This is a genomic window from Heyndrickxia sp. FW510-T9 (genome assembly GCF_058781025.1).
The window spans coordinates 77,234-98,109 of the sequence record NZ_JBYSWK010000014.1 but is presented as its reverse complement, the minus strand read 5'-3'; the positions used below and the strand labels follow the sequence as shown (position 1 = coordinate 98,109).

The 20,876-nt window shown below is 34.7% G+C and carries 25 protein-coding genes and 1 riboswitch; of the genes, 14 read left to right on the top strand and 11 right to left on the bottom strand.

Annotated features, from left to right (window positions below; genetic code table 11):
* Nucleotides 1–292 precede the first annotated feature (292 nt).
* The gene (locus tag AC3WJF_RS09885) at nucleotides 293–739 is read right to left on the bottom strand and encodes a hypothetical protein (protein WP_492451644.1); all 447 of its coding nucleotides are present in this window, start codon (nucleotides 737–739) and stop codon (nucleotides 293–295) included.
* A 234-nt stretch (nucleotides 740–973) separates the two neighbouring features.
* Between AC3WJF_RS09885 and AC3WJF_RS09880 the strand changes: the two genes are divergently transcribed.
* The 5 genes from AC3WJF_RS09880 (at nucleotide 974) to AC3WJF_RS09860 (ending at nucleotide 6,589) form a co-directional block, all read left to right on the top strand.
* Nucleotides 974–2,557 (top strand): ABC transporter substrate-binding protein, encoded by a 1,584-nt coding sequence (locus AC3WJF_RS09880; RefSeq protein ID WP_492451642.1) that lies wholly within the window; start codon nucleotides 974–976, stop codon nucleotides 2,555–2,557.
* Nucleotides 2,558–2,800: 243 nt separating this feature from the next.
* Nucleotides 2,801–3,754 carry an ABC transporter permease gene (locus AC3WJF_RS09875; RefSeq protein WP_492451641.1) on the top strand — a complete coding sequence of 318 codons (954 nt, stop codon included), beginning with the start codon at nucleotides 2,801–2,803 and terminating at the stop codon, nucleotides 3,752–3,754.
* Between the two features lie 5 nt (nucleotides 3,755–3,759).
* Nucleotides 3,760–4,611: an ABC transporter permease gene (locus tag AC3WJF_RS09870; protein WP_492451640.1), complete on the top strand. Its 852-nt coding sequence runs from the start codon at nucleotides 3,760–3,762 to the stop codon at nucleotides 4,609–4,611.
* Between the two features lie 12 nt (nucleotides 4,612–4,623).
* A complete protein-coding gene (locus tag AC3WJF_RS09865; RefSeq protein ID WP_492451639.1) occupies nucleotides 4,624–5,613 on the top strand; it encodes an ABC transporter ATP-binding protein in 990 nt (329 codons plus the stop codon).
* Nucleotides 5,606–6,589 (top strand): ABC transporter ATP-binding protein, encoded by a 984-nt coding sequence (locus AC3WJF_RS09860; protein WP_492451637.1) that lies wholly within the window; start codon nucleotides 5,606–5,608, stop codon nucleotides 6,587–6,589. Before AC3WJF_RS09865 ends, AC3WJF_RS09860 begins: the two co-directional genes overlap by 8 nt.
* Nucleotides 6,590–6,627: 38 nt before the next feature.
* On the opposite strand, the gene AC3WJF_RS09855 is transcribed toward AC3WJF_RS09860, so the two are convergent.
* Both AC3WJF_RS09855 and AC3WJF_RS09850 read right to left on the bottom strand, forming a co-directional pair.
* The gene (locus AC3WJF_RS09855) at nucleotides 6,628–7,194 is read right to left on the bottom strand and encodes a hypothetical protein (RefSeq protein ID WP_492451635.1); all 567 of its coding nucleotides are present in this window, start codon (nucleotides 7,192–7,194) and stop codon (nucleotides 6,628–6,630) included.
* Nucleotides 7,195–7,233: 39 nt separating this feature from the next.
* A complete protein-coding gene (locus AC3WJF_RS09850; RefSeq protein ID WP_492451634.1) occupies nucleotides 7,234–7,443 on the bottom strand; it encodes a hypothetical protein in 210 nt (69 codons plus the stop codon).
* A gap of 169 nt (nucleotides 7,444–7,612) precedes the next feature.
* Between AC3WJF_RS09850 and AC3WJF_RS09845 the strand changes: the two genes are divergently transcribed.
* Nucleotides 7,613–8,392, top strand: coding sequence for a DUF4931 domain-containing protein (locus tag AC3WJF_RS09845; RefSeq protein WP_492451632.1), 780 nt, complete (start codon nucleotides 7,613–7,615; stop codon nucleotides 8,390–8,392).
* 388 nt (nucleotides 8,393–8,780) lie between these two features.
* Here AC3WJF_RS09845 and AC3WJF_RS09840 read toward each other — a convergent pair whose 3' ends face one another.
* A complete protein-coding gene (locus tag AC3WJF_RS09840; protein ID WP_492451630.1) occupies nucleotides 8,781–9,089 on the bottom strand; it encodes a phosphotransferase in 309 nt (102 codons plus the stop codon).
* 241 nt (nucleotides 9,090–9,330) lie between these two features.
* Here AC3WJF_RS09840 and AC3WJF_RS09835 point away from each other — a divergent pair, with 241 nt between their 5' ends.
* The 3 genes from AC3WJF_RS09835 (at nucleotide 9,331) to AC3WJF_RS09825 (ending at nucleotide 12,137) form a co-directional block, all read left to right on the top strand.
* Nucleotides 9,331–10,020 carry a response regulator transcription factor gene (locus tag AC3WJF_RS09835; RefSeq protein ID WP_492451628.1) on the top strand — a complete coding sequence of 230 codons (690 nt, stop codon included), beginning with the start codon at nucleotides 9,331–9,333 and terminating at the stop codon, nucleotides 10,018–10,020.
* Nucleotides 10,013–11,122, top strand: coding sequence for a sensor histidine kinase (locus tag AC3WJF_RS09830; protein WP_492451626.1), 1,110 nt, complete (start codon nucleotides 10,013–10,015; stop codon nucleotides 11,120–11,122). Before AC3WJF_RS09835 ends, AC3WJF_RS09830 begins: the two co-directional genes overlap by 8 nt.
* Nucleotides 11,123–11,237: 115 nt before the next feature.
* Complete coding sequence (locus tag AC3WJF_RS09825; protein ID WP_492451624.1) at nucleotides 11,238–12,137, top strand: D-alanyl-D-alanine carboxypeptidase family protein; 900 nt, start codon at nucleotides 11,238–11,240, stop codon at nucleotides 12,135–12,137.
* A gap of 206 nt (nucleotides 12,138–12,343) precedes the next feature.
* On the opposite strand, the gene AC3WJF_RS09820 is transcribed toward AC3WJF_RS09825, so the two are convergent.
* Entirely contained in the window at nucleotides 12,344–12,934 is a 591-nt protein-coding gene (locus AC3WJF_RS09820; protein ID WP_492451623.1) for a DUF3238 domain-containing protein, read from the bottom strand.
* Between the two features lie 282 nt (nucleotides 12,935–13,216).
* Here AC3WJF_RS09820 and AC3WJF_RS09815 point away from each other — a divergent pair, with 282 nt between their 5' ends.
* Nucleotides 13,217–13,612, top strand: coding sequence for a hypothetical protein (locus AC3WJF_RS09815; protein ID WP_492451621.1), 396 nt, complete (start codon nucleotides 13,217–13,219; stop codon nucleotides 13,610–13,612).
* 125 nt (nucleotides 13,613–13,737) lie between these two features.
* On the opposite strand, the gene AC3WJF_RS09810 is transcribed toward AC3WJF_RS09815, so the two are convergent.
* The 4 genes from AC3WJF_RS09810 to AC3WJF_RS09795 all read right to left on the bottom strand — a co-directional run bounded on the left by AC3WJF_RS09810 (nucleotide 13,738) and on the right by AC3WJF_RS09795 (nucleotide 15,143).
* Entirely contained in the window at nucleotides 13,738–13,998 is a 261-nt protein-coding gene (locus AC3WJF_RS09810) for a glutaredoxin family protein (RefSeq protein WP_492451619.1), read from the bottom strand.
* Between the two features lie 110 nt (nucleotides 13,999–14,108).
* Nucleotides 14,109–14,267: a YvrJ family protein gene (locus tag AC3WJF_RS09805; RefSeq protein WP_492451617.1), complete on the bottom strand. Its 159-nt coding sequence runs from the start codon at nucleotides 14,265–14,267 to the stop codon at nucleotides 14,109–14,111.
* Between the two features lie 16 nt (nucleotides 14,268–14,283).
* Nucleotides 14,284–14,529, bottom strand: coding sequence for a helix-turn-helix domain-containing protein (locus tag AC3WJF_RS09800; RefSeq protein ID WP_492451615.1), 246 nt, complete (start codon nucleotides 14,527–14,529; stop codon nucleotides 14,284–14,286).
* Entirely contained in the window at nucleotides 14,517–15,143 is a 627-nt protein-coding gene (locus AC3WJF_RS09795) for a sigma-70 family RNA polymerase sigma factor (RefSeq protein ID WP_492451613.1), read from the bottom strand. The genes AC3WJF_RS09800 and AC3WJF_RS09795 overlap by 13 nt, the downstream gene beginning before the upstream one ends.
* Nucleotides 15,144–15,344: 201 nt before the next feature.
* Nucleotides 15,345–15,462: riboswitch (SAM riboswitch) on the top strand.
* 174 nt (nucleotides 15,463–15,636) lie between these two features.
* Between AC3WJF_RS09795 and AC3WJF_RS09790 the strand changes: the two genes are divergently transcribed.
* From AC3WJF_RS09790 to solA, 4 genes are all read left to right on the top strand, one after another.
* The gene (locus tag AC3WJF_RS09790) at nucleotides 15,637–16,677 is read left to right on the top strand and encodes a methionine ABC transporter ATP-binding protein (RefSeq protein WP_492451612.1); all 1,041 of its coding nucleotides are present in this window, start codon (nucleotides 15,637–15,639) and stop codon (nucleotides 16,675–16,677) included.
* Nucleotides 16,667–17,329, top strand: a complete 663-nt coding sequence (locus tag AC3WJF_RS09785) for a methionine ABC transporter permease (protein WP_492451610.1) — start codon at nucleotides 16,667–16,669, stop codon at nucleotides 17,327–17,329. The genes AC3WJF_RS09790 and AC3WJF_RS09785 overlap by 11 nt, the downstream gene beginning before the upstream one ends.
* Nucleotides 17,330–17,509: 180 nt before the next feature.
* Nucleotides 17,510–18,352: a MetQ/NlpA family ABC transporter substrate-binding protein gene (locus AC3WJF_RS09780; protein WP_492451608.1), complete on the top strand. Its 843-nt coding sequence runs from the start codon at nucleotides 17,510–17,512 to the stop codon at nucleotides 18,350–18,352.
* Nucleotides 18,353–18,426: 74 nt separating this feature from the next.
* Nucleotides 18,427–19,557: an N-methyl-L-tryptophan oxidase gene (gene solA, locus AC3WJF_RS09775; protein ID WP_492451606.1), complete on the top strand. Its 1,131-nt coding sequence runs from the start codon at nucleotides 18,427–18,429 to the stop codon at nucleotides 19,555–19,557.
* 313 nt (nucleotides 19,558–19,870) lie between these two features.
* On the opposite strand, the gene AC3WJF_RS09770 is transcribed toward solA, so the two are convergent.
* Together AC3WJF_RS09770 and fosB are read right to left on the bottom strand one after the other, a co-directional pair.
* Nucleotides 19,871–20,335 carry a DinB family protein gene (locus AC3WJF_RS09770; protein WP_492451605.1) on the bottom strand — a complete coding sequence of 155 codons (465 nt, stop codon included), beginning with the start codon at nucleotides 20,333–20,335 and terminating at the stop codon, nucleotides 19,871–19,873.
* Nucleotides 20,336–20,390: 55 nt separating this feature from the next.
* Complete coding sequence (gene fosB / locus AC3WJF_RS09765) at nucleotides 20,391–20,807, bottom strand: metallothiol transferase FosB (protein ID WP_492451603.1); 417 nt, start codon at nucleotides 20,805–20,807, stop codon at nucleotides 20,391–20,393.
* Nucleotides 20,808–20,876 lie beyond the last annotated feature (69 nt).

Below are 20,876 nucleotides of genomic sequence, written 5' to 3'. Positions count from 1 at the left end.
TTTTGACAACTTTGAAGAGTTCAAAGATCAAACCAGTTTTGAGGTTTCGAACGTGCCCGAAGTCAGACGAAAAGCGGAGTAACGGTCACATTCAGGTTTCGAACGTGCATGACGTCAGTCGAAATACAAAGTCACTGTCACTACCCTTGGGTCCCTTCCAAATTAATGGCACTTTCTGTTAACTGAGACGAATGTAAAGACAATCTTGTTAAAGCTAGAGCCATTAAGCTAAAAAGATTAGAATTAAATCTTTTCGAAAAACAACAATCTTTGCGAAAACAGCCTTTTTTATTTACGAAGCAGCTAATTCAATTTTAATCATATATAGATCACTGCTGGAATCTACATCCACTTGCTTGATCTTCCAGTTTTGTGTGATCATCCCTTCAAGTTCAGTAACCTGAGCAGATTTAAGCTTTACATGATCAAAATAGTTCTCACCTAATTCGAAGTCCTTACCTTCTTCAAGACCATATCTGTAAATCATGAAGTGTTTTAACCCATTTCTAGTAACAAATTTGAATGTATAACCATTCAGTATAGCTTCCTTAAAGTCTTCCCAGTTATCCTCTGCAAATTGAAATAGCATTTCCCAATCAGAATCTTCCTCGCCTAGATGCTTTAGCGCTTGAAGATTCTTTGTTTTAAAAATCCCTAATAGTTCTTCATTCGTAAGACCTGATGATCTAGCAATCTCTAATTGGAGACCAATAGGCATTGATAATCGTATGTTTGGCACAAAGTATTCCCCCTATAAAAAGTTGTTCTCATTATATCAGAACTATTTGATTAATCCGACTTCCGTAATATGAGATTTAGTGATTGAATTCTATATCATAATATCGTATATTATTATTCGGTAAAACATATAAGAATAATCGGAATTAAAAACTGTACATAATCATGAGCAGTGATACCGTTTTGAATACATGTTTTTACAGCAAGAGATATAACATTTAGGGGGACAATTGTAATGAAAAAGCAAATAGGTTTATTTGCAGCTGTAATATTAAGCTTTGTCTTAGTTTTATCAGGATGTTCATCTAATTCTAGCAGCACATCCAATGGTGAAAATACAGCTTCAACAAACAATTCAAATACATTTATCTACGGAATTAGTGGTGATCCAGGTAACTCTGTAAACGTGATTACAACAGGTGACCGTTTTGGACTAATGGAAATTAAAGCGATTTATTCACCACTTTATATGTATAACGGAAAAGATGATGTGAAGTACTTTTTAGCAACAAGTATGACACCATCAAAAGATTTCAAAACGTACACAGCAAAATTAAGAAAAGATGTTAAATGGTCAGATGGTAAGCCATTTACAGCAGATGACGTTGTATTTACCTATGATCAAATGTTAAAAGAATCAAACGGTGGTTGGGCAAGAAGCATGCTTATCTTTAACAACAAACCGGTTAAAGTAGTCAAGGTAGACGATTATACAGTGAAGTTTGAGCTTCCAGAAGTAAGTATGGGAGCAATGGAATCACTTGGAAATATCTTTATCATGCCAAAGCATATTTATGATGGGGAAAAGGATATTGCCAATAGTCCTAAAAATGCAACTCCAGTAGGAACAGGCCCTTATAAGCTTGTACAATATAAAGCTGGTGAAAGTGTTACATTTGAGAAAAATAAAGATTATTTCTTAGGTGCTCCAAAAATTGATAAAGTTGTATTTCGAATTATTGAAGATGCAAATACCGCTAACATTTCTCTACAAAGTGGAGAGATTAACTCTTTAATTATCCAACCTTCAGACGTTGCAAAATTTAAAAACGATTCTAAGGTTACCCTAAAACCATATGCTGAAGGCCGCATTGGCTATATGGCATTTAATTTAAGCTCGAAAGCAGTACAATCGAAAGAAGTTCGACAAGCGGTTGCTTATGCATTGAATCGCAATGAAATTATTAAAGCAAGCTATCTATCTAGTGATTATGCAGAACCAGCCTATACTTTCTTACCTAGGAAAGCGACTTATTATACAGAAAATGTTGATAAACATGATTTCAATGTAAGTAAGTCAAAAGAGCTACTTGCTAAAGCTGGAGTAAAAGGATTGACTCTTAAATTAGCTTACATTGGTAGTGACCCAATCCAACAAAAGCAAGCAGCAGTTATGCAGCAAGATCTTAAAGCAGTAGGAATCGATCTGAAACTAGTTGGAATGGATGCAAATGCATTAAGCCAAAAGCTACAGAAAGTACAAACAGATTTTGACATGTATTTAAACGGATTTATCATGGGAATTGATCCAGATACATTCAATTCTTTATTTGTAACAGGTAGTCCAAGCAACTATATGCATTATAGTAATAAAAAGGTTGATGATCTATTTAACCAAGGTAGAGTAGAGACTGATGATGCGAAGCGTAAAGCTATATATGAAGAAATTCAAAAACTAATCATCGATGATGCTGCATTCTATCCAATTACGGAAAACAAACGAATTTTAGCCATTGATTCAAATGTTACTGGTATTGACCAAGCAGGATTAGTTCCGGTGTATACATTTGAGGATATGTCGAAGCTTTCTTTTAAATAATGAATGTAAATAAAGATAAACGGCAAGTGCTGTTTATCTTTATTTAAATTAAGAATAGATAATTTATTTCTTATCAAGTCTATGTCTAGCTGCGGCGTCTTTCGAATAGCAGGTTTAGGGGATCCATATGGTTCCCTTTATATCGTTCATGATCATTGCGATGTTAAATGACATGTCAATTTCTATATTCCGTATCTCGAAGAACAAGGCGCTAAAGCATTTCTTAAATAGGAGTGAAAGCGATTGGCCAAATATATTATAAAAAGGATTGCACAGGCAATCCCAATGTTAATTATCATCTCCATTATTTGTTTTGCTCTCATACAAATGGCTCCGTACGATGCGATTGATTCTATGACAACACCGAATATGTCGCAAAAGACAATCGAGCTTATTAAAGCAAAATACGGGCTAGATAAACCTGCTTATGTTCAATATTATTATTGGATAAAAGGAGTTTTACATGGTGATTTAGGGTATTCACTTGTTACCCATCAAAGTATTTCACAAGATTTACTCTCAAGAATTCCAAATACGATTATTCTCGTTTTACCGGCCTATCTATTAGCTTTAATAGTAGCAATCGTTCTTGGTCTGATTGCAGGTGCGAAAAAAGGGAAATTATTAGATAAAATCATCGATGGATTCAGTTCTATAGGGATTGCCATCCCAAGCTTTTGGTTAGCAATGATCTTTATTTTTATCTTTGGATATAAGCTTGGATTGTTTCCGATATTAGGAATGCACACGATTGGTCTAGAAGACTCTACAGTTGACTTTTTCCGTCACTTCGTTTTACCGTGCCTGGTCTTGATGATTGCCTTTTTACCTGAATTAATCCGTTATGTGAGATCGTCTACGATTGGGCAATTAACCGAAGATTATGTAATGGTTCAGGAAGCGTACGGTGCTTCAAGCGGGGCAATCTTATTTAAGCATGTTCTTCGCAATGCTTTATTGCCGCTTGTAACAATTGTGGGAATGTCCTTGCCTATGCTTGTAACAGGTGCCTTTGTAACGGAGACAGTATTTGGATGGCCAGGGATTGGTCCTTATTTTGTTAAAGCCATCCAAGGCTTTGATTATCCAGTCGTAATGGCTATCATGTTATTTTCTGCTAGTTTAGTAATTCTAGGAAACTTATTATCAGATATTTTATATTGCATTATAGATCCTAGAATTAAGGGAATGAGGTGACGAGAATGGCTAAGCAAAAAAATAGAAGAATAGAAAAGCTTAAAAAAGAATTAACATCAAACAAAACGGCCTTAGTTGCTTTTATATTCCTTTCTTTTATCCTATTAGTTTCTATCTTTGCCTTTCTATCGCCTTATTCTCCGAATGCAGTCGATGTCGGAAAGGTTCTACAAAGGCCGAGTAGTAGTCATCTGTTTGGAACAGATGAGTTAGGCCGCGATTATTTAACGAGAGCTTTATATGGTGGTCGTATTTCACTGACAGTGGGGATATTAGCCATGGTGATTTCCACGAGTATCGGTGTATTTGTAGGAACAGTTAGTGGGTATTTTGGAGGGAAAATTGATAACATTCTCATGCGATTTGTCGATGTGATTTCCTCTATTCCGTGGATGATTCTAGTAACTGTCATTAGTATTTATCTGACACCAGGCTTAAAAGCTATTATTCTTGTTATTGGCTTATTTACTTGGATGGGGACAGCAAGACTGGTTCGCGCAGAAACCTTATCTATAAAGGAAAGAGAATATGTCTTATATGCAAAAGCATCGGGACAATCCGTTTGGAAAATAATTTTCAAGCATATTATTCCTGGAGTGTTACCAACTTTTATCGTTGCATCGACAGTTAGTATCGCAAATGCAATTTTAATGGAGTCTGCTCTTAGTTTTCTTGGGTTAGGTGTTCAACAGCCGCTTTCTTCATGGGGAAGTATGCTGCAAACAGCACAGGGGAATCTAGGAAGTGCTCCTTATATGGCTATTTTACCAGGCGCATTAATAGTTCTAACGGTATATTCATTTAATAAATTAGGCGATGTTCTTAGAGTAGTTATAGAACCGAAGACAGGTAAATAGGGGGTGAGAACAATGAAAGATCCATTATTAAAAGTGGAGGATTTAAAAACTACTTTCCAAGATGGGAAAACAAAGCTTGAAGCTATTCGCGGGATTAACTTATCTGTACAAGAAGGGGAGATTCTAGGAATCGTTGGCGAATCTGGGAGTGGGAAGAGTATCCTTATGAAATCTATTTTGGGAATCGTTCCGAAAACGGCCAAAGTAGAAAGCGGAGAAATGATATTAAATGGACGTCATATTGAGAATCTCTCAAAAAAGGAACAAAGAGAAATCAGGGGAAAAGAAATTGCGATGATTTTCCAAGACCCCATGACAGCCTTAAATCCGCTGAAAAAAGTAGGAGAGCATCTCACCGAATTATTGATTCGAGTTAGAGGGATGAAAAAAGCAGAAGCAAAAAAAGAAGCAATTGAAATGCTAAGAATGGTCGGCATTCCATCACCTGAGGAACGAGTGAATCAATATCCTCATGAATTTAGCGGCGGTATGAGACAGCGTGTTCTAATTGCGATGGCATTATCTTGTCAGCCAAAGCTATTAATTGCAGATGAGCCAACGACGGCATTGGATGTTACGATCCAAGCTCAAATTTTGAGTCTACTAAAAAAACTGCAAAGTGAAAATCAAATGTCTGTTGTTCTTATTACCCATGACCTAGGTGTAGTAGCCAGCCTTTGCAGCAGAATTGTGGTTATGTATGCTGGTATGGTAATGGAGGAAGGTCTGACAACAGAAATATTCTATTCGCCTAAGCATCCATATACGAAAGCATTATTGAATTCGATTCCGAAGATGGATGAAGGTGAAAAAAGTAGGTTGAAGCCAATTAAAGGCTCTGCACCAGCCTTGGACAATCTTCCGAAGGGGTGTCCATTTGCGGAAAGATGTGAAGTAGCGATGGAGAAATGCTTTTCGGAAATGCCTGCCTATAAGAATTTTTCTGATACACAGAGAAGCATGTGCTTTTTAGCTGGGGAAAGAGGGGAAAGTCATGAATGATAAACCAGAAAAGCTTATTGAAGTGAAGAACTTGAAAAAATACTTTCCGGTTAAATCATCCTTTTTTGGTAAAGATAATCAATTTGTTAAAGCAGTCGATGATGTTACATTTCATATCAATAGAGGGGAAACCTTCGGGCTTGTTGGTGAATCGGGTTGTGGAAAATCCACTCTTGGACGCACTATTAATCGATTATATGAAGCTACCGAAGGAGAAATCCTTATTGAGGGAACTGATATTGCAAAACTGAAGTCAAAGGAACTTCAGCCATATCGTAAAAAAATGCAGGTTATTTTTCAAGACCCATATTCATCGCTTAATCCTTATATGAATGTGGCAGAAATCATTGATGAACCTTTAGCAATTCATACAAACCTCTCAAAACAAGAGAGAAAGGAAAAAATTGGGGAATTGCTTGAAAAAGTCGGTTTGAAAAAGAGCGATATGGAGAAGTTTCCTTATGAGTTTAGTGGTGGACAACGCCAACGCATCGGCATCGCGAGAGCATTATCCATTAATCCTGAGTTTATCTTATGTGATGAAGCCATTTCAGCCTTAGACGTTTCGATTCAGGCGCAGGTAATCAATATGCTTGAAGATCTGCAAGAAGAATTGGGTTTAACTTACCTGTTTGTTGCTCATGATCTATCAATGGTTCGACATATTTCTGATCGAATTGGCGTCATGTATTTAGGTAGAATTGTAGAAATTTCTAATAGCAATGATTTATATCAGAATCCGCTACATCCATACACAAAAGCATTACTATCAGCTATTCCTATTCCAGACCCAATTAAGGCGCAAAGTGCTAGTGTTGAGTCTATTAAAGGAGAATTGCCAAGTCCATTAGAAATTGGGAAAGGCTGCAGATTCCGTTCCCGTTGTCCATTTGCAACTGCAAAATGTGCCGAAGTGGATCCGGAAATGAAAGAAGTGGAAAAAGGTCATTTCGTGGCGTGTCATTTGTATGAATAAGAATAGAAAGAGATTGATTTTCTAAAATCAGTCTCTTTCTATTTTATATTTATTTTAATGCCGGTGACTAATGTTCTATTGTTTACATTCCTAATATCACTAGTGTAAAGGGTCATATCCTGTAAATTCATCTTTTTTTCTGCCTTCGAGATAAACTGAACCCTTCCTGATTTCGTTTCCCATCCCATTATTTCACTGGGGGTAGTTTGGTGAGTGATTTTCAAGTTATTTCCATTTTTCATTTCAATGGACTCGATAGGTGTAAATATAAAATCTTCCTCCGCTGAATTTAGCATTTCATAATCAATGGTGATGGAATAATAAGAGGATTTATAAGGATCAATTGAAGTAATATGATTGATTTGGATAGTATGAATGGTTAAATTGATGGGGCCAGCCTCAAATACTTGCTGCACATTTATCTTTTTTATAAGATTGTTGTCTCGAGTAGTAGGAAATGGATTGTTTGCAATAGGTTGATGGTCCAATTCTGAGGTTTTTTTTAGATGCAGTGGTTTTTGTGTGCTTGAAAGCTGAGGTGTATAAGTTGGGCTAAAGCATACGTATAGTAAAATGATGACCATACAAAGCAAAACTTTTTTCATCTTAACCCCTCCATTTCATTTGCTCAGGGAAAGAGAGAATTAGTATGAATTCGTTGCTATCATTCGTTTTGAACGCTTTTGTATAATAGATTCGATAGCATGATCGATTTGTTCTTCATCTCTAGCTTTAAGTGCCTTTTTTACCATTTGTACATCATATTTTGTTAATGATAGACCAACATGTTTAGCTAAAAGTACCTCAACATGTGCTCCATTCATTATTTCCTCAACTAAATATTGAGCTGTCATTCTTCATTCCTCCAAAAATGAATTTCTTAATTTGAGTATAAAGCCAGAGAGTTGAGCATGTATTAAAGATTAATTAAAATAGTGTAAAGAAAAAGGAAAGTAATAATAAAATGCAGGAAAAAATCGAATATCTATAGAACAATATATAGCCATGAAAAAATGAGGTGAAATGATGGAGAAAGAATCACAGTTGTATTTTACATCGCAAATTGGGAAACAAAAGCCTGTGACAGTTACAAATAAAACTACTTCTTGTCCGTTTTGTAATGTGGAAGAACTGGAGAATATTATCGACCAAGAAAATTCAATTATCTTGTTGAAAAATAAATACCCTACCTTACAAAATACACTGCAAACGGTTTTAATTGAAACAGATGAATGTCATGGGGAGTTGTCCGAGTACTCAAGAGAGCATTTACATAAAGTGATAAGGTTTGCAGTGCGTCATTGGTTAGAGATTGAGAATAGCGGTGAATTTACATCCGTTCTTTTTTACAAAAATCATGGACCATTATCTGGTGGGACGATTCGGCATCCGCATATGCAAATTGTGGGGCTGAAAGATGTAGATTATAAGAAAAATATTAAAGCGGAGAATTTTAAGGGAGTTACAATATTTAGAGATCACACCATTGATTTTAACATCTCTACTCGCCCAATAATGGGATTCCGTGAAATGAATATTAATTTGTACGATAGAAAAGCTCTAGATAGAATGTCCGATTTTATCCAAATAGCCGTCCAATATTATTTGAAATATGCACCGTATCTAAGTGAAAGCTATAACTTGTTTTTCTATCATTTTGAAAATGTCATCACTTGTAAAATTGTTCCACGATATACAGTATCTCCATTGTATGTGGGTTATACTATTCCGCAAGTGTCGGATGATCTTGAGATGGTAGCGAAAAAGGTGAGGGACATTTTGTATAAAGATTGGGCTGATTAAATGAGGAATCGAGAAAATGTTCAAACCATTCTTTTTGTCAAAGAACCAAGGTTACAAATTCTATTATTAAAAAGAATGAAAGATAAAGGGTGGCTGACAACCTGTTAGTGGTGGAGTAGAAACAGGTAATCGGCAAATAATGCAGATGACTGACCATTGCTTTTGGGGAAAGGACAGAGAATACGCTATTTTGAAAAAATGACATTATTTTAAGGACTAAGTGGACACTAGTTCCGTTATTCACGAAAAAACACGAGGAAATCACTGCGTTATCAGCAAATAAGGGAACCTGAGTCCGCAAACATAAGAAATTACCCCATTTTGTCACAGATAACGGATCTGATGTCCGCAAAGCAAATGCCCTTATTAGTATACAGTAGGTAAACACCTAGGATAATAGTAAAGTAAAATGCTGTTGTTGCTTCATCCAAAAGCTGATTATTTGGTTATGTTTATCTTGAGTATTAACAGTTAAAATCCCCCTTATCAGCCATAGATCAATGAATAGTTTCAATAAATCCCTTTGCACGGTATCGTGATAAAATTCGTATTCATGTAGAAATGAATCTACCTCTTCTTTTGTTGGAAAATCAGAAAAGGAGGTTAAAGTGGCAGCTAAGTCAAAATATGGATGACCAAGACGAGTTTCACCAAAGTCGATAATTCGAAAATATCGTCCATCGTAAATCCAATTCATTTCCCATCCCTTGCAAAATAACTAAAATGTTCTTTTAAATGTAACATAATAAAGACGAATTTGCTGGGAAAGTCCGGCACAAAATATTATTTTATTTTTAACTCACCATCAACAATCTGGACCTGTTTCGGCTGTTAGTTAATATGATTTGATTCGCAATTTTTTAAAAAAGTTCATAGAGATATTTGGTATGTAATGGTAGTCTAAATATAAGAGTTTAAATTGGATTTGGGTGATAAAAATGAAAAACATTTTAGTTGTAGATGATGAAAAAGAAATTGTGAACCTTGTATCTATTTATTTGCAAAACGATGGTTTTACCGTCTTAAAGGCATTTGATGGTCAGGAAGCATTAGACATATTTGAAAAAAAGAAAGTAGATCTTATCATTTTAGATGTCATGATGCCAAAAATGGATGGGATGGAAGTTTGCCGCAGGCTACGTGAAAAGAATACAGTTCCCATTTTAATGTTAAGTGCGAAAGCGGAAGATATGGACAAGGTGCTTGGATTAATGACCGGTGCAGATGACTATATGATAAAACCGTTTAACCCATTGGAATTAATGGCAAGGGTAAAATCATTGTTGCGTCGTTCTTATCAATTCAAGCAATTAGAACAAGAAGATGGAAATGATCTATTAACCATCAATTCAATAGAGATTAATAGAGCCTCCCATACAGTTTTCCAAAACGGAATCCCAATTACACTTACTTCAAAAGAATTTGAGATTCTTTACTTACTTGCAAGCAATCGCAGTAGAGTGTTTAGTACAGAAGAAATATTTGAAAGGGTTTGGGAGGAGAAATATTTTGCTTCCAATAATACCGTCATGGTGCATATAAGCAATCTACGGGAAAAATTAGAGAGAGAACTAGGGTATAAATTGATTAAAACGGTTTGGGGAGTAGGATATAAAATTGATGAATAGAATACTCACCAAGATTCAATTGAAAATTTTAATGCTGATTGTAACGAGCATGCTATTATCAGCAGCAATTACGTTTGGTCTTTTATTTCTCGCATACATCTTAAGAGCTACGCAATTTCTATCTTACTCTGTATTAATAAAGTTATATTATTTAAATACCTTCCTTGGCCTTAATACTATCCTTATCATTGTTGGATTCATATTATTTTTTGTCTTTATTTTTATTCTCAGCAGACGATGGGCAAATAATTTTGATCAAGTTTTGGACGGGACAGCGAAAATTTCACAAGGAGATTTTCAATTTCACGTCCCGGTGTATTCAAAAAATGAGCTTGGTGATATTGCTCAGAACCTGAATAGCATATCTTCGCAATTGCAACAATCCATTGAAGAAGAACGGAGAGCTGTACAAGCAAAAAATGAATTAATTACAAATGTCTCCCATGATTTGCGGACGCCATTAACTTCTATTATGGGGTATTTACGACTCATAGAAGAAGATCGCTATAATGATGAAGTCGAACTTCGTTACTATGTTTCCGTTGCATTTGAAAAGGCAAGAAGCTTAGAACGGATGGTGAGCGATTTATTTGAATATACTCGTGTAAACTTTGGAGCCATCCAGCTGGATTACTCAAGAATTGATTTGGTCCAGCTTTTATCACAATTATCTGCGCAATTTTTGCCGCAGCTTGAAGAGCTGCAAATGAAAATACATTTAAAAAATGAAATAGAGGGTATTTTTATTGTGGCAGATGGGGATAAATTGGTAAGAGTATTTGAAAATTTAATTTCAAATGGATTGAAGTATGGAAAAGAAGGAAAACGTATCGACTTAACAATAAGGAAAGAGGATCACATGGTAATTGTGGAAGTGATTAATTATGGTGAACCTATTCCAGAAGAAGATTTACCATTTATATTTGAACGTTTTTACCGAGTGGAAAAATCACGTTCAATTGATACAGGTGGATCGGGACTTGGCTTGGCAATCACAAAAAGTATTGTGGAACTTCATGGTGGTACAATTGAAGCAACAAGCAACAAGAGTGAAACAAAATTTAAGATTACACTACCAATCAAAGAGATTGCCGAACAGTAGGTAATCTCTTTCACTTTTCTTAATAATTTCTTTAGAAATCCTTACATTGGATTTTAATTCTTTCCTGTAATGTATTCGTTATCATGAAAAACGATATAGAGGGTGAATAAGGATATTGAAAAAAATTGTTATTCTGTTGGCTTTGTTAGGCTTTGTATTTTTATATAAGTACTCAAATGTTGTAAAAAATAAGGTGTCAGATATCAATTTCATCCATCAAAATTCAGGAAGTCTGGCCATTAAAGGGGAAGCAGGAGTATTAATGGATGAAGATAGCGGAACAATTTTATTTGCGAAAAATGAAAATGAACGTCTCTATCCGGCGAGTACTACAAAAGTGTTAACAGCGTTGGTTGCACTTGAAAAAGGTAATCTGAATGATCAAGTACGAGTTGGGAATGAAGTGACCATGAAAACGAGTGATGAAAGCTCTGCTGGTCTGAAAGAAGGAGATGTTATTCCATTAAAAGTCCTACTTAGGGCGATGCTGCTTCCGTCGGGGAATGATGCGGCAAGAACAATTGCTGTTTATATTGCCAAAAAGGATAGTGGAAAACAGAATATGAACCCTCAGGAAGGAATTCAATATTTTGCAAAGTTAATGAATAAAGAGGCTAAGGAAATAGGTGCGACCCATTCCCATTTTGTAAATCCTCATGGTCTTCATGATCCTAATCACTATTCCACTGCAAAGGATTTGGCTATTATTGCGCGAAAGGCTAGGCAAAACCCTGTATTTCGCGAAATTGTGAGCGAGGAAACTTATAAGGATTCCTCTTTCACCTTTTACAATCGTAATGAACTTTTGAACAAAAGCAGCACTAACTTTTTTCAAGGGGCGGATGGGATTAAAACAGGCTTTACCGATCAGGCTGGACATTGTTTAGTATCTTCAGCGAATAGAAGTGGAAAAAATCTTATTTCTGTTGTTCTGCATTCCAGTAAAGATGGGGTATATAGAGATTCTACAGCAATGTTGAACTATGGGTTTCAGAAGGAATATGCGAGGAGATAGAAGAAATCTATAAATATGCTTAAATTATCATTAGTCACCTATTTTGTATGTAAATCTTTTAATTAAGGAGATTCAAAATAGGTAGATTTTACGTTAGGTGATGGTATCGGTTCTATTATTATAAAGAAAATTTGTTTAAATTTGAGGATTCTTAAATGGTAAAGAAAGCAAGAGCATCAGTTACTCTTGTTTTTGTTGAAGTAGATTTATACAGTAACATTAAACGATTGATCCATTCCTAAACACAGATTAGTGATAGCGCCATGAGATTTGTTATATAATTTTGTCCAAGACCCTCCATCATATGATTTATATATTTCGAAGTTAGGGTAACCGTCGTGTTCACCATAAGCATGAACAGTTCCATCTTTATGAATGGTAACTTTAACTTCCCAATCAATGGCGCATGCTAATGCTTCAAGAGGATTTGTACATGAGCCTCTCAGTATATATCGAACCCAATCACTACCGGAAGCATCCTTTTTATGGGATAAACAAGAAGTTGATTCTTGACCATATTCATATGAAAATGCATTAAAAGGCGGGCCAAAATACTCGCGTTTAATTGTTCTGCCAACATCTTCGTAATAATAATTTTGCGATAAATCGGAGGTATAAATTGAAAGTATTTGATAGGATTTATAATCCTCGGAATTAGTATACTGAGGACCAAAACCGCGATTATTTCCGTTATATTGAATAATACCTTTATCTGAATCACCCACACTTCTTCCATGTAGGTCAATCCATTTTTCAGGGATAAAAGTAACAAGTTTAACATCTACCGTTTTTGGCATATTTCATTTACCTCCAAAAGTTAATTTTATTTAGAAGATAGGAAGGTTATCAGAAACATTCAAGTCCTTCCTACATGAATATTTCTAATAATATCTTCTTCACTCTATAAATAAGTATTTGAAGCTTTTTTTACAACCAATATAATAAAATATAGTTTAATGTTACTCAAAATACTCACCATAATACAAAATGTCATAATATTATAGAAATTTTTATTGTATAATTACCTAAGGGCAACCTTGTTATATCCACAAAAATAATTCGAGGAGGTAGTATAATATTTGAAGATTTTTTCTGAATTTATTTTAGTACCTATTCTGTCTTATGTAGGAGGGATTTTTTGTTATTATGCATATATGCGGATGACCTGGGGATGGCGTCTGCTTGACTTCACACATAATTTAGTGTACGGGGCAATTTTTTGGATTTTCATTTTAATGCCTCTATATTTCATTGCTATTCAATTTATTAAAAAACGGTTTGATAGTGGAAAAGCACTCCTCTATCCTTTGAGCTGTATAATAGTATCCTGTATACTAAGCATAATTGTAATTATTATTTGGGTTGATCATAATATATTTTCAAGATTTTCAGTGTTAATTTATTTTCCTTTCATTACAACTGGACTTATTTTTGGAGTAGGTAATTGGTTTGCCGAAAAATTTAACTCTAAATAATTGAAATGTAGTATTCAAGGTAAGGAATACTTGGAAAATCGAAAACGATTTTATTACTATTGATTTTTACTTCTTGAAAATTAAAGTCAGCACAAAAAGCTAACTATCGAGAAATTACACGATAGTTAGCTTTTAAGGCGATAAATTAAAATAGACGAAAGTTTTTTTAAGTTAATCCCAGTAACCGTATCAATAATATTGTTATTATCATTATAAAATACTGTAAGTGGATAAGCAGTTCCACTTAACTCATCAAAAAACTCATTCAAAAATTTGCTGTTTTTTTGGATATCACGCTCTTCAAAAGTAATATTATTTTTTGAAAATATATTTTTAAGTTCAAGGCATTGCCAACAAGAGGTTGATGTATACATCGCTATTTTCATTATATATTTCCTCCTATCTCCAATAAAGGTAAAAAATATTATAAAAGTTGGATACATACGACTAGGCTAAAAAGATATTCATATTATAAATTCGTTCAAAATAAATTGTTTTATTTACTATTTGCTTTTTCAATCACTCCTATTAATTTATTTATGCTTTCCGCTAAAGAATCTAGCTTCCTCTCAAATCTAACTAGAAGATAAATAGAAACAAGAATAGGAAATCCATAATTTTCAATAATTTGTATGGCTGGTGATAGATTATCCATTTATACTACCTCCTTATTACACATTTTCTATTTGATTTAAAAATTCCCAAAATCCTGGTATGTTTTCGAAACTGAATTTATATATTGCTTGAATTATTTTAATGGATAATTCTTGTTTTAGATCATCTGCGTCGAAATTTGTAATAAGATAATTACAATTAATTACTTTCTTTATTTTTGGTTGAAACGATTCAATAATGGTTATAAGTGCTGCTTCATTATGACTTTTGGCTTGGGTGATTAAGTACTCTATACTTTCCATTTGAAATCACTCTTTTCAAGGTACTGTCGAATTTTCTCAATACTCTTTTTCCGACCTTTTGCAATAGATTGTTGTGTTACATGATATCTCTCACCAATTTCTCGGTCATTGTAACCCTCAAGATAATAGAGTCTTAAAATATCTCTTTGTTGAACTGATAATAATTGAATGGTTTTAAAAAGTTCATTATTGTTAATTTCTTCTTCAAAATTGATTGATTCTTTTATTATGAATTCCTCACCTGAGGGAATCGTATCAACTATTTTTATCTCTTCGCCAATTGTGATTTCTTGATCCAAATAGAGTGGAAATCTGTTTTTATAAGTTTGCAATGATTTAGTAAGATTTAGATTTTGATAGTGTATTATTTGTGAAATGTATTTAACTAATCGTAGCTCAATTAAGAACTCTCTAAACTTGGATTCTAACTTTCCTTCATTTTCAGTAGTAGGGCATGTTAATACTTTAATGAGCAGTGACAAATTATTACTTTTTGATAAAAATTGTTGAATAGCAGAATTTGTTAAAGACTGCTCATGTTTTTGAAAAAAAGATTTTAAAACTCTTTCTTCAGTTGGACTTAATTTGCATATTTGTAAAAAGTCTTTGTTCATGGGCATCCTCCTTTAGTATATAAGACAAATAGAAAATCGTATTTTACAACCATTTTTTAAAAATACAGAACAAATGTTCCTTATTGCATTTTGCCAAATATCAGTTGATATTTGTTGAGAAAATATCAAAAAAATTCTTGACTTACGTTAAAAAAGACAATATTATTAGTCTTGCAAGTTAAAAAATTAATAAAACGCTATTACTTATCCAGAGAGGTGGAGGGACTGGCCCGATGAAACCTCGGCAACGGGTTTGCTGTTTTTTGGCAAAAACCGTGCTAATTCCTGCAAATCGAGAAGTCGATTTGAAAGATAAGAAGTAGAGAGGCTTATACATATAAACCCTTCTTCTTATCTGATCTGTGGATAAGAGGAAGGGTTTTTCGTTTAAGCGTAAAATCTTGATTTAGGCGGAAAAGATTGTTATATCCGAGTTATCATATGAATTTACTAAGTTAAATGATAAAACAGTTTGAAAAAAGGAGATTTCTACATGCTTGTTTTAGAAGATGTCCATAAGTTATATAGCAGTGGCAAAGAGAAAAAAGTGGAAGCATTAAAAGGAATTAATCTTCAAGTTGATAAAGGAGAAATATTTGGAGTAGTTGGGTTTAGTGGTGCAGGAAAAAGTACACTAATCCGTTGTGTAAATTTGTTGGAACGACCAACATCCGGAAGAGTATTAATTAACGGGGTTGATATTCTATCTCTTAATTCAAAAGATTTACGGAAACAAAGAAAGAAAATCGGGATGATTTTTCAGCAATATAATCTACTCCATTCCAAAACCATTTTCGGGAATGTTGCGATGCCGCTCCTTTTAGAGGGGACTCCAAAGGACATCATTAAAGAAAAAGTAACAAAATTATTATCCTTTGTTGGATTGGAGGATAAGATGGACCAGTATCCGGAACAATTGTCTGGTGGTCAAAAGCAAAGGGTTGGGATCGCTAGAGCATTAGCAACAGACCCTGATATTCTTCTTTGCGATGAAGCGACATCTGCACTTGATCCGAATACAACAGTAGCTGTTCTCGATCTTTTGCGAAAAGTTCGTGATGAGTTAGGTATTACAATCTTAATGATAACGCACGAAATGAATGTAATTCGCGATGTTTGCGATAAGGTGGCCGTTATTGAAAATGGGATTATTGTGGAACAAGGTCCAGTTATAGATGTTTTTACCGAGCCAAAGACGCAAATTGCGGGAAGTTTTGTAAGAACGGTATTGAACGATACGATACCAAAATCGATACAAAAGCTTATTAAAGAAAACAGAAAATCTAATCAACAAGGTATTTATCGAATTATTTTTAAAGGTGCTTCTACCAATACGCCGCTGTTATCCAATACAGCTAAGAAATTTTCAATTGATTTGAATGTTCTTCATGGGATGGTAACAGAGCTTCAAGGGATCCCAATTGGGAATTTACTTGTTGAATTTAAGGGTGAACGAGCAGAAATGAATCGTGCCGTTCAATATATCAATGAGAATAATGCATTAATAAAGGAGGTGACAGGGGATGCCATTTGATTGGAGCTGGTTTTGGCCGGAATTTTTAACGGCAATAAATCAAACTCTCTATATGGTGATTGTAGGGTTGATCATTTCCATCATCATTGGTTTACCGATTGGCGTTATTTTAGTCACTACAAGGGAAAAAGGAATACTTCCAAATAAAGTATTATTCAATATTCTTAACGTTATTATTAATATTTTTCGTTCAGTTCCGTTTATCATTCTAGTGGTGGCTATTATTCCTTTTACAAGATTAGTAGTCGGAACTTCAATAGGTACGACGGCGTCAATAGTTCCGTTAGTTTTGTATACGGCATTTTATATTGGAAGATTAGTAGAAAACTCACTGCTTGAGGTCGATCAAGGAACAATCGAGTTAGCACAAGCGATGGGGGCAACTCCTTGGCAAATTATTTGGAGATTCCTGCTTCCGGAAGCTCGGAGTTCACTTGTTTTGGCTTTAACGATCGCGACGATTGGATTGATCGGTGCTTCCGCAATGGCCGGAGCAGTAGGTGGCGGTGGAATCGGTGATTTGGCGATTACATATGGATATAACCAATTTAAAACAGAGGTTATGATCATTACTGTTGTCACTCTGATTGTCATGGTTCAGCTTATTCAATCGCTTGGAAATGTTATCGCAAGAAAATTGAGAAGAAAATAGAACATGTCAAAACAAATGCGTAAGCGACTTGTACATCCGCTAGCCGAAAGGCGCTATTGAAATTGAAGTACAAATTTCACCTGAAGCTAGACGTAAACCATTTTTCAAAAATGTTTTCAACAGGATTAAATTTAATAATTTCCTGATGAACGATAAAAAAACAATGTGGAGGAAAAAATTATGAAAAGACTACTTATTATTGTGTTTGGCTTACTCCTAGTACTTGCAGGGTGCAGTTCAAACAGCAGCTCAAGTAAAACAGATGGAAGTAAAGTGGTGAAGGTCGGAACAACTTCATCGGAGGTGCCAACATGGAATCTTGTTAAAAAGCTTGCAAAAGAAAAGGGAATTACGGTACAAATCGTTAAATTTGATGACTATGTACAACCTAATCTAGCATTAGATAGCGGGGAAATTGACATTAATGCATTCCAAACAGTTGTTTATTTCGATGATTTCAAAAAAAGCCATCATCTTGATTTAGCTGCAATTGGAACAACATCTATTTGGCCAATGGGAATTTATTCTAAGAAAATTAAAGATATTAGTGAAATTAAAAATGGGGACCAAGTTATTATTCCAAAAGACGCTACAAATCTTGGAAGAGCTTTATTGTTAATGCAAAAAGCAGGACTTATTACATTAAAAGCTGGATTTACTGGTGCAGGCGGTTTAGAAAGTATTGCTGAAAACCCTAAAAACTTGAAAATTACTCCAGTTGATGCAGCGCAAACACCACGTGGTCTAGATGACGCAACAGCAGCTATTATTAACTGTGATATGGCGATTAATGCAGGATTAAATCCTTCTAAGGATCCTATTTTCGGTGAAGATGCTAGCAATAAGGCATATGTTAACATTATCGCAGCCCAAGCAAAACGAAAAAATGATAAGACACTACAACAAATCGTGGATATTTACCATACAAAAGAAGTAACGGACTTTATCAAAAAACACTTTAACGGTGCTGCTGTTCCGGTTATAAAACCAGTATCTTATTTAGATGACTACAAACAAAATTAAGAATGCATCAGGAGGTTATCCTTTAAAGGATAACCTCCATTTTATCAGTTGACAAAAGATTGGAGATAATCGATATGACACAGATTTATGATGTTGCTGTCATTGGTGCGGGCTCAATGGGAATGGCTGCGGGGGCTTTTTTAGCGCAACAAAATATAAAGACTATATTGATAGACTCTTTTGATCCACCGCACGACCATGGTAGTCACCATGGTGGTACACGGATGATAAGACATGCATACGGCGAGGGCAGGCAGTATGTAACTTTAGTCCAACGTGCGCAAAAATTATGGACAGAATTAGAAAAACAAACTAGTTATAAAATATTTGAAAAAACAGGCGTGCTAGGGCTGGGGAAGAAGGATTCTGCATTTCTTCTGGAGACTATAGAGGCAGCTCGGAATTTTGATCTTCCATTAGAAGTCATGTCAGCAAGCCAAATTCGCAAAAAATGGCCAGGGTTTCAAGTGCCTGATGATTTTATAGGTTGTTTTGAAACTGAATCTGGATTAGTCTATAGCGAAAATGCGGTACGTGCCTATAAAGAAATCGCTCTCAATAATGGCGCTAATATAATATCCCATTCACCTGTAACTGAAATAATAATGAATGATAATAACGAAGTAAAAATAATTACAGCCACCAATGAATTTATAGCTAAAAAGTTAATAGTAACCGTTGGAGCGTGGGCTGCCAAGTTATTACCAACATTAAAGCTTCCTATTCAACCAGTAAGAAAAGTAGTTGGCTGGTTTGAAACCGAAGAAGGAGTTTTTGATATCGATCATTTCCCATCCTTTTATGTAGATGATGTTGATAAAATGTTTTATGGCTTTCCTAGTATAAATGGAGCTGGGCTTAAGTTGGGAAGAACAGATGGTGGTCAGAAGATTGATCCAGATCAACATATTCAAAATTTTGGAGCATATGATTCGGATGAGAGTGAACTCCGTGAATTTCTAAATACGTATCTTCCAAAAGCTAATGGAAGGCTAAAGGAAGGGAAAACATGTTTGATGACACAATCCAGTGACCATCATTTTATCATTGACCATCATCCGGAAAATGACAGGGTCATCATCGCTTGCGGATTTTCAGGGCATGGATTTAAATTTGCAAGTGTAATTGGTGAAATACTTAGCCAATTAGCAATTAATGGTCGTACGGAATATGATATTTCTTTATTCTCATTAGATCGATTTTAGAAAAAGTTCAAAAGGATTTTCAAGATGCATCCAACAAAGATAGTTATTCGAAATTTAGCACTTATAGAGTGATGAAGGACAAAAAAAAGCAAAGAACGAAGTCAAGTGTCCTTCATAGTGTGGATGAAGGACAAAAAAAGGCGAAGAACGAAGCAAAGTGTCCTTCATAAGGTGGATGAAGGACAAAATAAAGCAAAAAACAAAACCAAGTGTCCTTCACAAAATCTATGGAGGGCACTCTCAATCGTAATTGGAACTATTAATTCTATTGATACATTCATTTATAAAACCCACTGAAAAATATAACAATTACCTAATTCATCAAAAATCTTTTAAGCAGCTTAATCGTTTCCGCATGCATTCCTTCATGATAAATTGTGCGAACGAGAATTTGGGAGATCGTATACATTCCGAGCTCTGTTGGTGCAAATTCTTCCTCTAAGCGGTTTTCGTAAAGTTCACGAATCAATTTAGGCTGTTCGGCTAACAACTTTTTTAGCTCATCTAAACTTGGAGGGGCTGTTGTCCAATCCGCAGGTTTTGTACCAAAGCCAAACCATTCATGAAAGTCTTCCGGAATCGATATAGGTTCTTTTGTCACCGCTTTAATCCAGAGATATTGATCCAAATAAATATGTCCTAAATTCCATCGAATATTATTATTGAATCCTTCAGGTACAATATCAGCAAGCTCTTCTGTAATATTTTCTAATATTCCAAGTGTCCATTCTCTGAAAGATTCTAGTTGATTAAATAAGATTTCATGTCTTTGCAACATTCCTTTATCTCCGCCTTTTAATAATTCTGAAATTTCCTATTTATACACTACCATTTTAAATATAAAATTTCATGTGATTTTTTTCTTCCTTATAATAAGTTAGTCGATTCTCTAATGTACCTGTATGAAGCTCAAACTTATGTCCATCTGGGTCGGTAAAATAGATGGATTTATGATCTTTTTCATCGCGATTCCTTCCAGGAAGAATATTTACCTTTAAGTTTTGAAATTTCGACAAATAGTGTTCGTATTCATGTTCTTCTATTGAAAAAGCTATATGAGTATAGGAATGGTGGATGTCATTCCTTGGGATATCCTTTTCTTCATTTAGTGCCAACCATATCCCATTTAAGTCAAAATATGCGGTAGTATTCCCTTTTACAAGTAATTTTGCATCAAAGACATTCTTGTAAAATTCGATAGAACTCTCCAAATTCGATACAGAAAATAGTAGATGATTAATTCCTTTCATATCATGCACTTCCTCTTAAGGTAACTTTCACCTATTATATCAACAAAAATTGGAGGGGTGACAAAATTC

Excerpts from the sequence above, each read along its gene's own strand:
- AC3WJF_RS09880 (WP_492451642.1), top strand. The coding sequence starts at position 974 with ATGAAAAAGCAAATAGGTTTATTTGCAGCTGTAATATTAAGCTTTGTC.
- AC3WJF_RS09870 (WP_492451640.1), top strand. The coding sequence starts at position 3,760 with ATGGCTAAGCAAAAAAATAGAAGAATAGAAAAGCTTAAAAAAGAATTA.
- AC3WJF_RS09865 (WP_492451639.1), top strand. The coding sequence starts at position 4,624 with ATGAAAGATCCATTATTAAAAGTGGAGGATTTAAAAACTACTTTCCAA.
- AC3WJF_RS09860 (WP_492451637.1), top strand. The coding sequence starts at position 5,606 with ATGAATGATAAACCAGAAAAGCTTATTGAAGTGAAGAACTTGAAAAAA.
- AC3WJF_RS09855 (WP_492451635.1), bottom strand. The coding sequence starts at position 7,194 with ATGAAAAAAGTTTTGCTTTGTATGGTCATCATTTTACTATACGTATGC.
- AC3WJF_RS09850 (WP_492451634.1), bottom strand. The coding sequence starts at position 7,443 with ATGACAGCTCAATATTTAGTTGAGGAAATAATGAATGGAGCACATGTT.
- AC3WJF_RS09845 (WP_492451632.1), top strand. The coding sequence starts at position 7,613 with ATGATGGAGAAAGAATCACAGTTGTATTTTACATCGCAAATTGGGAAA.
- AC3WJF_RS09840 (WP_492451630.1), bottom strand. The coding sequence starts at position 9,089 with ATGAATTGGATTTACGATGGACGATATTTTCGAATTATCGACTTTGGT.
- AC3WJF_RS09835 (WP_492451628.1), top strand. The coding sequence starts at position 9,331 with ATGAAAAACATTTTAGTTGTAGATGATGAAAAAGAAATTGTGAACCTT.
- AC3WJF_RS09830 (WP_492451626.1), top strand. The coding sequence starts at position 10,013 with ATGAATAGAATACTCACCAAGATTCAATTGAAAATTTTAATGCTGATT.
- AC3WJF_RS09820 (WP_492451623.1), bottom strand. The coding sequence starts at position 12,934 with ATGCCAAAAACGGTAGATGTTAAACTTGTTACTTTTATCCCTGAAAAA.
- AC3WJF_RS09810 (WP_492451619.1), bottom strand. The coding sequence starts at position 13,998 with ATGAAAATAGCGATGTATACATCAACCTCTTGTTGGCAATGCCTTGAA.
- AC3WJF_RS09805 (WP_492451617.1), bottom strand. The coding sequence starts at position 14,267 with ATGGATAATCTATCACCAGCCATACAAATTATTGAAAATTATGGATTT.
- AC3WJF_RS09800 (WP_492451615.1), bottom strand. The coding sequence starts at position 14,529 with ATGGAAAGTATAGAGTACTTAATCACCCAAGCCAAAAGTCATAATGAA.
- AC3WJF_RS09795 (WP_492451613.1), bottom strand. The coding sequence starts at position 15,143 with ATGAACAAAGACTTTTTACAAATATGCAAATTAAGTCCAACTGAAGAA.
- AC3WJF_RS09790 (WP_492451612.1), top strand. The coding sequence starts at position 15,637 with ATGCTTGTTTTAGAAGATGTCCATAAGTTATATAGCAGTGGCAAAGAG.
- AC3WJF_RS09785 (WP_492451610.1), top strand. The coding sequence starts at position 16,667 with ATGCCATTTGATTGGAGCTGGTTTTGGCCGGAATTTTTAACGGCAATA.
- AC3WJF_RS09780 (WP_492451608.1), top strand. The coding sequence starts at position 17,510 with ATGAAAAGACTACTTATTATTGTGTTTGGCTTACTCCTAGTACTTGCA.
- solA (WP_492451606.1), top strand. The coding sequence starts at position 18,427 with ATGACACAGATTTATGATGTTGCTGTCATTGGTGCGGGCTCAATGGGA.
- AC3WJF_RS09770 (WP_492451605.1), bottom strand. The coding sequence starts at position 20,335 with ATGTTGCAAAGACATGAAATCTTATTTAATCAACTAGAATCTTTCAGA.
- fosB (WP_492451603.1), bottom strand. The coding sequence starts at position 20,807 with ATGAAAGGAATTAATCATCTACTATTTTCTGTATCGAATTTGGAGAGT.